The sequence below is a fragment of the Streptomyces sp. NBC_00726 genome, assembly GCF_045161735.1.
GTDB lineage: Bacteria > Actinomycetota > Actinomycetes > Streptomycetales > Streptomycetaceae > Streptomyces.
In genome coordinates this window covers 5,532,028-5,547,231 of the sequence record NZ_CP108983.1, presented here as the reverse complement: position 1 = coordinate 5,547,231, position 15,204 = coordinate 5,532,028, and the positions used below count along the sequence as shown (strand labels likewise).

9 protein-coding genes are annotated in these 15,204 nt (G+C 69.9%); 6 read left to right on the top strand and 3 right to left on the bottom strand.

Translation table 11 applies throughout. The features are described from left to right. Window positions 1-288: 288 nt before the first annotated feature. A complete protein-coding gene (locus OG338_RS24705; protein WP_405939407.1) occupies window positions 289-4,134 on the top strand; it encodes a GH92 family glycosyl hydrolase in 3,846 nt (1,281 codons plus the stop codon). Window positions 4,135-4,340: 206 nt separating this feature from the next. Then, the gene (locus OG338_RS24700; RefSeq protein ID WP_405939406.1) at window positions 4,341-6,626 is read left to right on the top strand and encodes a glycosyl hydrolase family 18 protein; all 2,286 of its coding nucleotides are present in this window, start codon (window positions 4,341-4,343) and stop codon (window positions 6,624-6,626) included. A gap of 24 nt (window positions 6,627-6,650) precedes the next feature. Here OG338_RS24700 and OG338_RS24695 read toward each other — a convergent pair whose 3' ends face one another. Further along, entirely contained in the window at window positions 6,651-7,313 is a 663-nt protein-coding gene (locus tag OG338_RS24695) for a histidine phosphatase family protein (RefSeq protein ID WP_405939405.1), read from the bottom strand. Window positions 7,314-7,450: 137 nt separating this feature from the next. Next, window positions 7,451-8,332 carry a LysR family transcriptional regulator gene (locus tag OG338_RS24690; RefSeq protein ID WP_405940522.1) on the bottom strand — a complete coding sequence of 294 codons (882 nt, stop codon included), beginning with the start codon at window positions 8,330-8,332 and terminating at the stop codon, window positions 7,451-7,453. Between the two features lie 158 nt (window positions 8,333-8,490). Here OG338_RS24690 and OG338_RS24685 point away from each other — a divergent pair, with 158 nt between their 5' ends. Continuing rightward, a complete protein-coding gene (locus OG338_RS24685; protein WP_405939404.1) occupies window positions 8,491-9,663 on the top strand; it encodes an alpha/beta hydrolase in 1,173 nt (390 codons plus the stop codon). On the opposite strand, the gene yicI is transcribed toward OG338_RS24685, so the two are convergent. Continuing rightward, a complete protein-coding gene (gene yicI, locus OG338_RS24680; protein WP_405939403.1) occupies window positions 9,632-11,881 on the bottom strand; it encodes an alpha-xylosidase in 2,250 nt (749 codons plus the stop codon). The genes OG338_RS24685 and yicI overlap by 32 nt on opposite strands. Window positions 11,882-12,149: 268 nt before the next feature. On the opposite strand from yicI, the gene OG338_RS24675 reads away from it, so the two are divergent. From OG338_RS24675 to OG338_RS24665, 3 genes are read left to right on the top strand one after another with little or no spacing between them, the layout of a single operon-like run. After that, window positions 12,150-13,379 (top strand): ABC transporter substrate-binding protein, encoded by a 1,230-nt coding sequence (locus OG338_RS24675; RefSeq protein WP_405939402.1) that lies wholly within the window; start codon window positions 12,150-12,152, stop codon window positions 13,377-13,379. A gap of 12 nt (window positions 13,380-13,391) precedes the next feature. Beyond that, a complete protein-coding gene (locus OG338_RS24670; RefSeq protein WP_405939401.1) occupies window positions 13,392-14,339 on the top strand; it encodes a carbohydrate ABC transporter permease in 948 nt (315 codons plus the stop codon). Between the two features lie 5 nt (window positions 14,340-14,344). Beyond that, the gene (locus tag OG338_RS24665; protein ID WP_405939400.1) at window positions 14,345-15,199 is read left to right on the top strand and encodes a carbohydrate ABC transporter permease; all 855 of its coding nucleotides are present in this window, start codon (window positions 14,345-14,347) and stop codon (window positions 15,197-15,199) included. Window positions 15,200-15,204: the final 5 nt, after the last annotated feature.

Genomic DNA, 15,204 nt, shown 5'->3' with positions numbered 1-15,204 from the left:
ACCGGTGAAGCAGCTGTGCGGACGCCGACAGGTATAGTCCACTTGTTGCCAACTGAGCAAGATCGAAAGCAAGGTTGCACGGCAGTCTTTCCCGAGTTGAGACCTCGCGGATACCTCGACACTCCGGACCCTCCTTCGGATGTAACGTTTTCCGCATTCCGGTCGATTCGGCGCCGGCCCCCGATCCAACTCCCTTGACACCATCAGTCACTTGCCTCCCTACTTGTTCCTGCGCATCTTCTGACAACGTTGTCCAAGCGCACACTTCCCCGGGAGGAATGGCTCGGCATGCACCCCCGACACCGTTCTCGTACGAGACGAAGCAGCACGGCAGCGCTGATCGCGGCCTCTCTGGTCCTGGTCGTGACAGCCCCCACGGCGGCCGCCGCTCAATCGGCCGGGTCTGGCCCGAGAGGCCAAAGGCCCACGGGTGAACGGACGTTCAGCACGTCCTTCGAAGAAGACGAGAAGCAGCCGGACTGGCGCAATTCCGTAGAAGAGGGTCCGGACGGAAAGAAGCGGTCATCGGGTGTCGATGGCGGATTCTCCTCCGGAATACCGGGCAATGTGACCGACCGGGTCACCGACGTCCGCGCCAGCGACGAGAACACCGGCGGCGGCGAGGTGAAGGAGAACCTCGTGGACGGCGAGTCGCGTACGAAGTGGCTGTCGTTCGAGTCCACCGCCTGGCTGGAGTTCGACCTCACCGAGCCGGTCGAGGTCGTTACGTACTCGCTCACCTCCGCCGACGACCACGACGAGCGCGACCCGAAGGACTGGACGCTCCAGGGCTCCGCGGACGGCGAGACCTGGACGGACCTGGACACCCGGACGGGCCAGACCTTCAGTGAGCGCTTCCAGACCAAGTCGTACGACTTCGAGACGGACAAGGCGTACCAGCACTTCCGCCTGAACATCACCGAGAACAACGGCGCCACCGACGCCACCCAGCTCGCCGACGTCCAGTTCTCCGACGGCGACACCTCCACCCCCGCGCCCTCCGACATGCGCACGCAGGTCGGCAACGGCCCCTCCGGCTCCCCCACCGCGAAGGCCGGCGCGGGCTTCACCGGCAAGAAGGCGCTGCGGTACGCGGGCACCCACCAGGCGGACGGCCGGGCCTACTCGTACAACAAGGTGTTCGACGTGAACACGCGCGTCGAGCGGGACACCGAGCTGTCCTACCTGGTCTACCCGCAGATGGGCGAGACGGACCTGTCCTACCCGGCCACCCATGTCGCGGTGGACCTGGCCTTCACGGACGGCACCTACCTGAGCGGCCTGGGCGCCACCGACACCAACGGCGGGCTGCTGACGCCGCAGGGCCAGGCGGACGCCAAGCGGCTCTACGTCAACCAGTGGAACAAGGTCGACGCCGCCATCGGCACGGTCGCGGCGGGCAAGACCGTCGACCGCATCCTGATCGCGTACGACTCGCCCAAGGGCCCGGCGAAGTTCCAGGGCTGGATCGACGACCTGAAGATCGCGCCCACGAAGCCGGAGAAGCGCAAGGCGCACCTCTCGGACTACGCGTCGACCGTCCGGGGCACCAACTCCAGCGGCTCCTTCTCGCGCGGCAACAACTTCCCGGCGACGGCGGTCCCCAACGGGTTCAACTTCTGGACGCCGGTCACCAACGCCGGCTCGACCAGCTGGCTCTACGACTACGCGCGGGGCAACAACGCGGACAACCTGCCCACGCTCCAGGCGTTCGCCGCGAGCCATGAGCCCAGCCCCTGGATGGGTGACCGGCAGACCTTCCAGCTGATGCCCTCGGCGGCCTCCGGCACCCCGGACGCCTCGCGCACGGCCCGCGCGCTGCCGTTCAGGCACGAGAACGAGACCGCGCGGCCGCACTACTACGGCGTGACGTTCGAGAACGGTCTCAAGGCCGAGATGACGCCGGCCGATCACGCGGCGCGGATGCGGTTCACGTATCCGGGCAAGGACGCGAGCATCGTCTTCGACAACGTCTCCAACGACGGCGGGCTCACCCTGGACCCGGCGACCAGCTCGTTCACCGGCTTCTCGGACGTGAAGAGCGGCGGCTCGACCGGGGCGACGCGGCTGTTCGTGTACGGCGTCTTCGACGCACCGGTCACCGCGAGCGGCAAGCTCTCCGGCGGCGGCGGTGAAGACGTCTCCGGCTATCTGCGCTTCGACGCGGGCAAGGACCGCACGGTGAACCTGCGCCTGGCGACCTCGCTGATCAGCGTCGACCAGGCGAAGAAGAACCTGGCCGCCGAGATCCCCGCCTCGCGCTCCTTCGCGCGGGTCGAGGACAGGGCGCAGGACGCCTGGGACGGCCTGCTGGGCAAGGTGGAGGTCGAGGGCGCCACCGCCGACCAGCTGACCACGCTGTACTCCAGCCTGTACCGGCTCTACCTCTACCCGAACTCGGGTTCCGAGAAGGTCGACGGCAAGGACAAGTACGCCTCCCCCTTCTCGCCGCAGACCGGCTCGGACACCCCGACGCACACCGGCGCGAAGATCGTGGACGGCAAGGTGTACGTGAACAACGGCTTCTGGGACACCTACCGGACGACCTGGCCGGCGTACTCGCTGCTGACGCCTTCGAGGGCCGGTGAGATGGTGGACGGCTTCGTCCAGCAGTACAAGGACGGCGGCTGGATCTCCCGCTGGTCCTCGCCGGGTTACGCGGACCTGATGACCGGCACCTCCTCGGACGTGGCGTTCGCCGACGCGTACGTCAAGGGCGTGGACTTCGACGCGAAGGCGGCGTACGACGCGGCCGTGAAGAACGCGACGGTCGTCCCGCCGTCCTCGGGCGTGGGCCGCAAGGGCATGGAGACGTCCCCGTTCACCGGGTACGCGGACACCACGACCCACGAGGGCATGTCCTGGTCGATGGAGGGCTACGTCAACGACTACGGCATCGCGAAGATGGGCGAGGCGCTGTACGAGAAGACGCACGAGCAGCGTTACAAGGACGAGTCCGAGTACTTCATGAACCGGGCCCGCGACTACGTGGAGCTGTTCGACGACAAGGCCGGCTTCTTCCAGGGCAAGGACGCGAAGGGCGACTGGCGGCTGCCGTCGGACCTCTACGACCCGCGCGTCTGGGGCTACGACTACACGGAGACCGACGGCTGGGGCTATGCCTTCACCGCCCCGCAGGACAGCAGGGGCCTGGCCAACCTGTACGGCGGCCGGGACGGGCTCGCCAAGAAGCTGGACACCTACTTCGCCACCCCGGAGACCGGCACCCCGGAGTTCGCGGGCAGCTACGGCGGGGTCATCCACGAGATGACGGAGGCCCGTGACGTACGGATGGGCCAGTACGGGCACAGCAACCAGGTCGCCCATCACGTCACGTACATGTACGACGCGGCCTCACAGCCGTACAAGACGCAGGAGAAGGTCCGCGAGGTGCTGGGCCGGCTGTACACGGGCAGCGAGATCGGGCAGGGCTACCACGGCGACGAGGACAACGGCGAGCAGTCGGCCTGGTACCTCTTCTCCTCGCTCGGCTTCTACCCGCTGGTGATGGGCAGCGGGGAGTACGCGATCGGCTCGCCGCTCTTCACCAAGGCGACCGTGCATCTGGAGAACGGCCGCAAGCTGGTCGTGAAGGCGCCGAAGAACAGCGCGAAGAACATCTACGTCCAGGGCCTGAAGGTCAACGGCAGGAAGTGGACCTCCACCTCGCTGCCGCACGAGCTGCTGGCCAGGGGCGGGACGCTGGACTTCGCCATGGGCCCGAAGCCGTCCGCCTGGGGCACCGGCAAGGACGCCGCGCCGGTCTCCATCACCAAGGACGACCAGGTGCCGGCCCCGCGCAAGGACGTGCTGAAGGGCGAGGGCCCGCTGTTCGACAACACCTCGGCCACCACCGGCACCGCCACCACGGTCGGGCTGCCCGTCCCGTCCGCCGTCAAGGGCGTCCAGTACACGCTGACCTCGGCGGCCGGGGCGACGGCGCCGAAGGGCTGGGTGCTCCAGGGCTCGTCGGACGGCAAGAGCTGGCAGGACCTCGACAAGCGGTCCGGCCAGTCCTTCGCCTGGGACAAGCAGACGCGGGCCTTCTCCGTGAAGTCCCCCGGCTCGTACGCGCACTACCGGCTGGTGTTCGACGGCTCGGCGTCACTCGCGGAGGTGGAGCTGATCGCCTGACCGCGTGAACCGAGACGACCGGGCGGGGCCTTCTGGTCCCGCCCGGTCGTGCTGCGTACGGCGGGTTCGGCCGAAATTGGTCTACACCAAGTTTCTCCCAAGTCCCGCTTCACGCTTGACCCGGCGCATTGGTCCAGTCCAATCTCCGTACAGGACGGCCGTCTGGCATGCACACATAAACCGCACCCGTACCCGGAGGTGGCACGATGTCCGCACGCCCAGCAGGCTCCCCGACCGCGCAGGTGCGCGGACCGGCGGCCCGCGCACGACGCAACGGAGCGCTGGCGGTCGCCGCCGTGCTCGTCGCCTCCGGGGCCGCCCTGGCCGCCGTCCCCGGCCACGCCGCCGCGGCCGACGCCGAAATCCTCACCAACGCCGGCTTCGAGGCCGGCTCGCTGAGCGGCTGGACCTGTACGAACGGGGCCTCGGTCACCGCCACCGCGCACAGCGGATCGGGCGGCCTGTCCGGCAACGCCACCGCCGCCGACACCGGACAGTGCGGCCAGACCGTGGCCGTGCGGCCCAACACCTCGTACACCCTGTCCGGATGGGTGCAGGGCTCGTACGTCTATCTGGGCGCCACCGGCAGCGGGGTGGACGCGAGCGCCTGGACGCCGTCCGCGTCCTCCTGGCAGCAGCTGTCCACGACCTTCACGACCGGTGCGAACACCACCTCGGTCACGGTCTACACGCACGGCTGGTACGGGCAGGGCGCCTACCACGCGGACGACCTCAGCCTCACCGGACCGGGCGGCGGCTCCACGCCCCCGCCGACCGACCCGACCGATCCCCCGACGGACCCCACCGACCCGCCCACCGATCCGACCGATCCCCCCACGGACCCCACCGACCCACCCACCGACCCCAACGGGCCCGCCGGTGACGGCAAGGTCACCACACCCACCGGGCTGACCGCGTCCAAGGTCACCGGGAACGCGGCCGTGCTCAAGTGGCAGGGCTCGACGACCTCGTCGGACGACGGCAGCGTGGCCTCGTACAAGGTGTGGTCGGACGGGCAGCTGGTGGCGACCTCGATGGGCACCACCGTCGCCGTCAGCTCGCTGCTCCCGAACCACACCTACACCTTCACCGTGCAGGGCTACCAGGGCTCGCACGCCTCCGCCCAGTCCACGGCGGTCACCGTGACCACCGGGGCCGCACCGGCCGCGAAGCCGTACGCCTCCGCCTACTTCGACCAGTGGGGCATCTACGAGAACGCCTACTACCCGAAGCACATCGGCACCAGCGGGGCCGCCGCCGGGCTGGACGTGGTCACCTACGCGTTCGAGAACATCCACCCCACGACGCACAAGTGCTTCGAGACGATCAAGGCGTCCGACGCGGGCAACGAGGACAACCCGAACGCGGGCGACGGCGCCGGTGACGCCTACGCCGACTATCAGGCGGACGTCTCGGCGGCGGACAGCGTGGACGGCACCGCCGACGTCTACGAGCAGCCGCTGAAGGGGAACTTCAACCAGCTGCGCGCGCTGAAGGCGAAGTACCCGAACCTGCGGTTCACCGTCTCGCTGGGCGGCTGGACCTACTCCAAGTACTTCTCCGACGCCGCCGCGACCGACGCCTCCCGGAAGGCGTACGTCTCCTCCTGCATCGACATGTTCATGAAGGGCGACCTGCCGAAGAACGTCCAGGGCGACCCGTCCGGCGGCCCCGCCTCCGCGGCCGGCATCTTCGACGGTATCGACATCGACTGGGAGTACCCGGGCTCGGCCGGCGGCCACACCGGCAACCACTACTCCCCCGCCGACAAGGCCAACTTCACGCTGCTGCTCAAGGAGTTCCGCACCCAGCTCGACGCGTACGGCGCGACGGTCGGCAAGCGATTCCTGCTCACCGCGGCGCTGCCCAGCAGCCAGGACAAGATCACGTACCTGGAGACCGACAAGATCGGTGACTACCTGGACTACGCGGACGTCATGACGTACGACATGCACGGCGCCTGGGACGCCACCGGGCCCACCAACCACCAGGACCCGCTGCACGACAGCCCCGCCGACCCGACGACGCCGATCGCGCCCGGCACCGCGAAGTACAACCTCGACACCGCCGTCACCGCCTACACCGACGGGCTCCCCGAGTACGGCATCCCGGGCGGCTTCCCGGCCGCCAAGCTGGTGCTCGGCGTGCCCTTCTACTGGCGCGGCTGGACCGGCGTCCCGGCCGGTGACGACTACGGGCTCTACCAGTCGGCCACCGGCCCCACCCCCGCCAAGCAGCTGAGCCAGGAGGCGGGGCTGGCCGCCTGGAAGGAGCTGAACGCGACGGAGGCCCAGACCCACTGGGACCCGGTCACCGAGAGCTCCTGGATCTACGACGGCTCCAACTTCTGGACCGGTGACACCCCCCGCGCCATCCAGGCCCGGGCGGACTATGCCAAGAGCAAGGGGCTGGCCGGGATGTTCGCCTTCTCGCTGGAGAACGACGACGCGTCGGGCACCCTGCTCAACGCGATGACCGACGGCCTGGAGTGAGGCCGCCGGGCCGAACCGCCGCCGTCAGGTCCGCTCCGGTGTCTCCGGTGTCTCCGGTGTCTCCGGGACGGCCGCCGGGAACAGGCTCTCCGGCAGAGTGACGTTCCACGCGGTGATGACCGGGTTGCCGTGTTCCCGGCCCAGCCGGGACACGGCGCCCGTGGCCAGCTGGAAGAGCGTGCCCTCGGCCGGGGTCAGGCGCAGGTAACGGGCGGTCAGGACGCGCAGGAAGTGGGAGTGGGCGACGAGCACGACGTCCTCCTCGCCGGCGCGTCCGGCCGCCTCCGCGACCTCGGCCAGCACCCGGTCGGCCCGGGCCCCGACCTGTGCCGGGGTCTCACCGGGGTGGGCCGCGGGGCCGGCGCCGACCCCGTCGGTCCAGAGGTTCCAGTCGGGCCGGGTGCGGCGGATCTCGTCCGTGGTGATGCCCTCGTAGCCGCCGTAGTCCCACTCGCGCAGCTCCGGGGTGATGCGGGGCTCCGCGAGCCCGGCGAGTTCGGCGGTGCGCCGGGCCCGGACCAGGGGGCTGACCAGGGTGAGCGCGACGGAGCGGTCGGCGAGCAGCGGGGCCAGGGCGCGGGCCTGGCGTTCGCCGAGGGGGGTCAGGGGCAGATCGGTGTGGCTGGTGTGGCGCCCGTCGCGGGACCACTCGGTCTCGCCGTGCCGGATCAGGATCAGCTCGCCCATGTGAAGGCCATCCGCTCTCAGTGCTGTTACCGCTCACGTTCCCCGTACGGGCGCTAACCCGCCCGTACAGGCACTAACCCGCCGGTCCACGATCGCATTCCGGCCGGGCCGGGGCGGGCGGGCGCGCCCGTGGGGCGTCAGTCCCTGAGCCGGCCGGCGTCGGACGACGCCTCGGCGAACGCGCGGATGAGGGGGGTCTCCGCCTCGGTGCGCCAGACCAGGGCCCAGCGGCACGGGGGTGCGTCGCGGATGGGGACGTAGGCCAGGCTCGGCCAGGCGTAGAAGTCCTGTGTCTCGGCCGGTACGGCGGCGGTGGCCTGACCCGAGGCGACGACGCTGAGCGCTTCCTGCCAGGTGGTGACCCGGGGGCCGCGCCGGACGGGGCGGCCGGAGGGGGTGTGCCGGGGGTTGAGGACCTCCTCCATGGCGGCGGGGATCGATCCGCCCTCGACCACGGCGCAGTCGCCGAAGTCCTCCAGGCAGATGGACTCCCGCTCCGCGAAGGGGTGTCCGGCACTGACCATCAGGAGCAGCGCGGAGGTGTGCGCGGTCGGCAGGACGGTCAGGCCGGGCCCTTCGGCGGGCAGCCATACGTAGACCATGTCCACGTCGCCCGACAGGAGGAGGTCGAGCGGTGAGGCGGGCTGGATCTCGCGGTGCCGGATGCGGGCGTCGGGGTGGCGGGCCTGGAAGAGGTCGAGGGTGTCCTTGATCTGGAGGGCGTACGGGCCCATGGTGCCGAGGGTCAGGGTGCCCCTGGTGCCCCGGGCGGTGGCCCTGGCGGCTTCGATGCCCCGGGTGATCTGCTCATGGCCGCGCTTCAGCGCCTCGTACAGCTGTTCACCGAGAGGCGAGAGGCGCACGGTGCGGGTGGTGCGGTCGAAGAGGGGGCCGCCGATGAGGCGTTCCTGTTTCTTGACGAGCTGGCTGACCCGGCCGGGGCTGACGCCCAGCCGCTCGGCGGTACGGCTGAAGTGCAGCTCCTCCGCGAGCGTCAGGAATATCTCGATCTCCCGCATCTCCACGCCCGGCCCCCCGGATTGTTTAGTCCAGAGTCAAAAGACGTTACCAGTATCGTCGTTGATGCCTCGCGGGCGGCGGGGAAGACTGGTGGGCGCTGCCCTCGACCGGGGGTGCGCGTGAGTAGGCAGGCCCGGCTGCCGTTCCAGGAGGTGCCGTGCCTGTCGGATATCTGATTCCCGTGCTCATCGTCGCGATCGGCACCTGGTGTGCGCTGAGACCGGTGCCGTTCGAGCATCCGTTGGGCCGCCCCAGTTACATCCTCGGGCTGGCCGCCAACGAGCTGCCGTTCGCCGCGTTCTTCTGGATGCTGCTCGTGCCGACGGCGATGGCGTTCGCCCAGGACGACGTCATGGATTCGCCGGGCGCCTGGGGCATCGTCGCGCTGGCCACCGTGACCGCGCCCGGGCTCGCGGTGATCGCCCATCGCGCGTGGGGCGAGCGGGACCGGATCGAGCGCGCGATGACCGAGGGGCTGGGCGAGGGGTGGCGCGATGCCATCGACGCGGACCTCGCCGAGGGGCTGCGGCACCGGCCCCCGTGGTTCCGCGTCCTGTTCGTACCGATCCTCAAGCGCCGGGGAGACGTGCGGCGCGTGGCCAATCTGTCGTACGGGGAGGCCGGCCGCCGCAATCTGCTCGACGTGTACCACCACCGGGCCCGCCCGCAGGGGGCGCCGGTGCTGATCCACATGCACGGCGGGGGCTACACCGGCGGCCACAAGAACAGCCAGTCGCTGCCGCTGCTGTACCGGCTGGCGAGCCGGGGCTGGGTGACCATCAGCGCCAACTACCGGCTGAAGCCGCAGGTCCGGCACCCCGAGCACATGATCGACCTCAAGCGGGTGATCGCCTGGGCACGGGAGCATGCCCATGAGTACGGTGCCGACCCGTCGACCCTGTTCGTGGCGGGCAGTTCGGCGGGCGGCCACATGGGCTCGGTCGCCGCGCTGACCCCGGACGACCCCGCGTTCCAGCCCGGTTTCGAGGACGCCGACACCTCGGTCACCGGCTTCATCGCGCTGAACGGCTTCCTGGGCGCCTACTGGCACCAGGGCCCCGAGTCGTCCCCGCTGGGCCATGCCCGGCCGGACGCGCCGCCCATGCTGATCGTCCACGGCGACCTGGACCCGCTGGTGCCGGCCGCCGACATCCGCGAGGTCGCCGAGGGGCTGCGCGACGCGTCCGAGAGCCCGGTCGTGTACGCGGAGCTGCGCGGCGGGAACCACGCCTTCGACCTGTACCACTCGCTGCGGTTCGACGCGGTGGTGGACGCGGTCGAGGCGTTCACCGCCTGGGTCAGATCGCGGGAGCGGGCGCCCCGGGCGTGACCGTCACCGCCTCGTACGGCCGGTCCGTGTCGGCCGTGACCCGCAGCGTGCCGCCCTCGCGGATCACCTCGTACGTGGCGGCGGGCCCGCCCGTGAGGCCGGGGACGGTGACCGTGCGGCGGAGGTCTCCGGTGCCCTCGGGGGCGTACACGCGCAGCTGGAGGCCGTCCGTCCAGTCGGCGTCGGGCCGGGCGGTGTCCGCGCCGACCGGGAGGACCGCGCCGGGGCGGACCAGCAGCGGCAGGCCGTCGAAGCCGTGGGTGTCCCGGTGCCAGGCGGGGCCGGTGACCGGCTCGCCGGTGAGGAGGTGGGTCCAGGTGCCCTCGGGGACGTAGTACTCCACCTCGCCGTCCTCGCTGAAGACCGGGGCGACCAGCAGGTCGGGGCCGAGCATGTACTGCCGGTCCAGGGTGCGGGCGGCCGGGTCGTCCGGGAATTCCAGCAGCATCGGACGCATCACGGGGACGCCGGTGCGGTGGGCCTCGACGGCCGCCCCGTACAGGTAGGGCATCAGGCGGTGCTTCAGCTCCGTGAAGCGCCGGGTGACCGCGACGGCCTCGTCGCCGAACTCCCACGGGACGCGGTAGGACGAGGAGCCGTGCAGCCGGCTGTGCGAGGAGAGCAGCCCGAAGGCGAGCCAGCGCTTGAAGACCGCCGGGTCCGGGGTGCCCTCGAAGCCCCCGATGTCATGGCTCCAGAAGCCGAAGCCGGACAGGCTCAGGGACAGGCCGCCGCGCAGGGACTCCGCCATCGCCTCGAAGGAGGACCAGCAGTCGCCGCCCCAGTGCACGGGGAACTGCTGGCCGCCAGCCGTGGCCGAACGGGCGAAGAGGACGGCCTCGCCCTGGCCGCGCTCCTTCTCCAGCAGCTCGAAGACCGCCTTGTTGTACAGGTGCGTGTAGTAGTTGTGCATGCGCTCCGGGTCGGATCCGTCGTGCCAGACGACGTCGGTGGGGATGCGCTCGCCGAAGTCCGTCTTGAAGCCGTCGACGCCCTGGCCGAGGAGGGTTCCCAGCTTGCCCTGGAACCAGGCGGTGGCCTCGGGGTTGGTGAAGTCCACCAGGGCCATGCCGGCCTGCCACTTGTCCCACTGCCAGACGTCGCCCTCGCGGGTGCGGACGAAGTAGCCCCGGGCCGCGCCCTCCGCGTACAGCGGGCTCTTCTGCGCGATGTACGGGTTGATCCAGACGCAGATCCGCAGACCCTTGGCCTTGAGCCGGGCGAGCATGCCCGCCGGGTCGGGGAAGACGGCCGGGTCCCACTCGAAGTCGCACCACTGGTACTCGCGCATCCAGAAGCAGTCGAAGTGGAACACGGAGAGCGGGATGCCCCGCTCGGCCATGCCGTCCACGAACGAGGTCACGGTCGCCTCGTCGTACGCGGTGGTGAACGAGGTGGTCAGCCAGAGGCCGAAGGACCAGGCCGGGGGCAGCGCCGGGCGGCCGGTGAGCGCGGTGTAGCGGGCCAGCACCTCCTTGGGGGTGGGTCCGGCGACGACGAAGTACTCCAGCGTCTGGTCCTCGACACTGAACTGCACCTGGCCGACCGCCTCGGAGCCGACCTCGAAGGAGACCTTGCCGGGGTGGTTGACGAAGACGCCGTAGCCGCGCGAGGAGAGGTAGAACGGGACGTTCTTGTACGCCTGCTCGCTGCTGGTCCCCCCGTCCGCCTGCCACATGTCGACCACCTGGCCGTTCTTCACGTACGGCGTGAACCGCTCGCCGAGCCCGTGGATCGTCTCGCCGACGCCCAGCGCGAGCTGCGCGACCATGTGGTGCGCGCCGTCGCCGGTGGTGGCGAAGGCGGTCCCCTTGCGTCCGGCGGCGGTCAGGACGCGCCCGTCCGCGTCCCGGAACTCCAGGCCGAAGCCGTCGGCGGGGAGCCGCAGGGTGAGCGGCCCGCTGGTCAGCTCGGCGGCGCCGGCGTCCTCGCGGGTGGTGGCGGCGGGGTCACCGGTGGCGCCGGGCAGGGCGAAGTCGGGGCCCGGATGGCGCTTGCCCGCGAGGTGGGTGACGCGGACACCGATGACCCCTTCGGCGGGGGCGTACGCCTCCACGGTGATCAGCGGGGCGTTCAGGGTGTCGCCGCGCCGCGTCACGCGCTGGACGGCAGCGTAGGCGGTGAGGCGGTCGGCGTCGCGGCGGAGGTCGCGGAGTTCGGTGGCGTACGAGGCGTGGACACCGTCTCGCATCTGCCAGAAGCCGTCGGTGAACTTCATGGGGGGTCCGTTCCTGTGGTTCCTGATTTTGATCGTACACAAAACAAATATTTTTCGAAGCGCTTCGATTCGCTCACCGAAGGCTGCGAATCCGCCGGGACAAGGGTTCCAACGCCCCGCACGAACGCCCATGTTGCCCCTGTGTGACCTGTGCGTCACCGGGATGGTCTGGAAACGGGAGCCCCCATGCCGTATTAGTACTGGCAGCAAACAAATCGGTCGGACGGCAGCGCAGCCGCCCGGGCCCTTGCCAACAAGAGGCAGCTGAATGTCGAACCGCTTCACCCCCCGGGTCGCCGTCCCGCTCACCGTCGTGTCCGCGCTGATCGGCGGTGTGGTCCTGTCGGGCTGCGGCCAGCAGCGGGACCCGGACGTCTACACCGTCATGAACTCCTCGACCGACGAGTCGTACCACCGCTGGGACGCCCAGACGCTGGCCCGGTGCGGCAAGCAGCTGGGGGTGACCATCGAGCAGCAGAGCGTCCCGGCCGCGCAGGTGATGACCAAGGCGCTGCGGATGGCGTCCTCGAAGTCGCTGCCCGACGTGCTCCAGCTGGACGCCTCCGAGATGCCGACGTTCGCCGAGGCCGGCGGGCTGATCCCGCTGAAGGACCTCGGGCTGACCACGAAGGACATCCCCGAGGGGATCGTGGACTTCGGCTCGTACGAGGGGACGTACTACGGGGCCGCGCGCACGGTGAACACGCTGGCGCTCTTCTACAACAAGGACACCCTCGACCAGGCCGGCCTGAAGGTCCCCACCACCTGGGCCGAGATGCGTGAGACCGCGAAGAAGCTCACGCGGGGCAAGCGGTACGGACTGGCGCTCAGCGCGGGCGGCGCGGAGGACGGCGTCTTCCAGTTCACGCCCTTCATGTGGTCCAACGGCGGCGACGAGACGAAGCTCGACAGCCCCGGGGTGGCCGGGGCGCTGGACTACTGGAAAAGCCTCCTCAAGGACGGCTCGCTCTCCAAGTCGACGGTCAACTGGACCCAGGCCGACGTGAACGACCAGTTCATGGCGGGCAACGCGGCGATGATGATCAACGGCCCCTGGCAGGTGGAGACCCTGAACTCCAGGAAGGGTCTGCACTGGGGCATCGCCGAGATCCCGGTCCCGAAGGCCGGCGACGACTCGGTGGGACCGCTGGGCGGCGGCGTACTGACCGTGCCCAACACCGGTGACGAGAAGCGCGAGAAGATGTCCGCGAAGATCATCGGCTGCATGTCCGGCGAGCAGGAGCAGATCACCTACGCGCTGAACAGCTGGATGGTCCCGGCCAACGAGAAGGCCGCCGCCGAGTGGCGCAAGAAGGTGCCCGAGCTCGACGCCCTGGCCGACCAGGTCGCCACGGCCCGGTCGCGCACCGCCAAGCTCGGCGCGCGGTGGTCGTCCGTCTCCCTCGCGCTCCAGAGCGCGTTCCAGTCCGCCCTGACCGGCGAGTCGAGCGAGGCCGCCCTCACCCGCGCCCAGAAGCGCGCGACGAGCGGGAACTGAGGTATCCGAACCATGTCGACCACCACCGCCGCCCCCGCGCTCGTGACCGAGAAGACCGCGAAGCCGCCGAACCCCGCCCGCGTCCGGCGCCACAGGCGGCTCGCCCAGTGGGGCTTCATCGCCCCCGCCGTGCTCTTCATGGCGCTGTTCTTCGGCTACCCGCTCGTCCGGAACATCGTGATGAGCTTCCAGGACTACTCGCCGTCCACCTTCTTCACGGGCGAGTCCCCGTTCAACGGGACGGACAACTGGAGCAAGGTCTTCAACGACGAGCTCTTCGGCAAGGCCCTGGTGCACACCGTCCTGTTCACGATCGGTTCGCTGATCGGGCAGTTCTGCGTCGGCCTCGGCCTCGCCGTCTTCTTCAACCGCCGCTTCCCGCTGAACGGCGTGCTGCGGTCGCTCATCCTGCTGCCGTGGCTGGTCCCGATGGTCGTCTCGGGTGTCGTCTGGCGGCGCATCCTCGACCAGGACACCGGCGTCCTCAACTCGTTCCTCGGCACGATCGGCCTCGGCGGCGACACCCCGTGGCTGACCAGCACGAGCATGGCGCTGATCTCGGTGATCCTGGTGAACATCTGGATCGGCATCCCGTTCAACATGGTGATCCTCTACGGCGGACTCCAGGAGGTCCCCAAGGAGCTGTACGAGGCCGCCTCGCTGGACGGCGCCTCCGCCTGGCGGACGTTCCGCTCGATCACGCTGCCGATGCTGCGGCCGGTGATCACCGTGGTCCTGGTGCTCGGCTTCATGTCGACGGTCAAGATCCTCGACCTGATCCTGGCGCTCACCGACGGCGGACCCGCCGACTCCACGCAGACCCTCGGCACCCTCACGTACCAGAACTCCTTCGTCCAGCTGGACTTCGGGGCCGGTGCCGTGGTCGGCAACATCCTGATCCTGATCTCCGCCGTCTTCGCGGTGTTCTACCTGCGGGCCAACCGCAACGAGGGGAAGTGACCGGCATGGCGAGCACCGTGCGTACCCCCGCCGCACCCACGCGGACCGGCGGCCGGCCGAAGCGGCGCTGGGGCGCCATGGTCTTCGGCATCCTGGTGCTGTGCGTGATGCTGTTCCCGCTCTACTGGATGGTGAACACCGCGCTCCAGCCCGAGTCCGGGCTGCTGGAGGTCGACCCCGTCCCGCACGGCCTGGACCTTTCGGGCTTCCGCTCGGCGCTCACCGACCAGGGCGGCAATCTGCTGACCTCGCTCGCGGTGGCGCTTGGCGCGGTCGTCATCTGCCTGGCGGTCTCGGCGCCGGCCGCTTACGGGCTGGCGCAGTTCAAGCTGCGCGGCACCCGGACGATCGTCTTCGGGACGCTGATCACCCAGATGGTGCCGGGCATCGTCATCGCCAACGCCCTGTACAGCGCGTACGTGGATCTCGGCCTGGTCAACTCGTACGCCGGTCTGATGCTGGCCGACGCCTCGCTCGGGATTCCGTTCGCGATCGTGCTGATGCGGTCGTTCATGGTGGCGATCCCGCGCGAGGTCATCGAGGCCGCCGAGGTCGACGGGGCCGGACGTTTCCGGACCTTCGTGCGGGTCGTGCTGCCGATGAGCCGCAACTCGCTGATCACGGCCGGGCTGTTCGCGTTCCTGTACGCGTGGAGCGACTTCATGTTCGCGCTGACGCTGAACACCACGGACGACGTCAAGCCGATCACGCTGGGCATCTACCAGTACATCGGCGCCCATGTCGGCGACTGGGGCTCGGTGATGGCCGCCTCCGTGCTGTCCGCGGTGCCGGCGGCGGTGCTGCTCGTCCTGTCGCAGAAGTACATCGCCGCCGGGATCACCGGTGGCTCGGTCAAGTAGGGGTA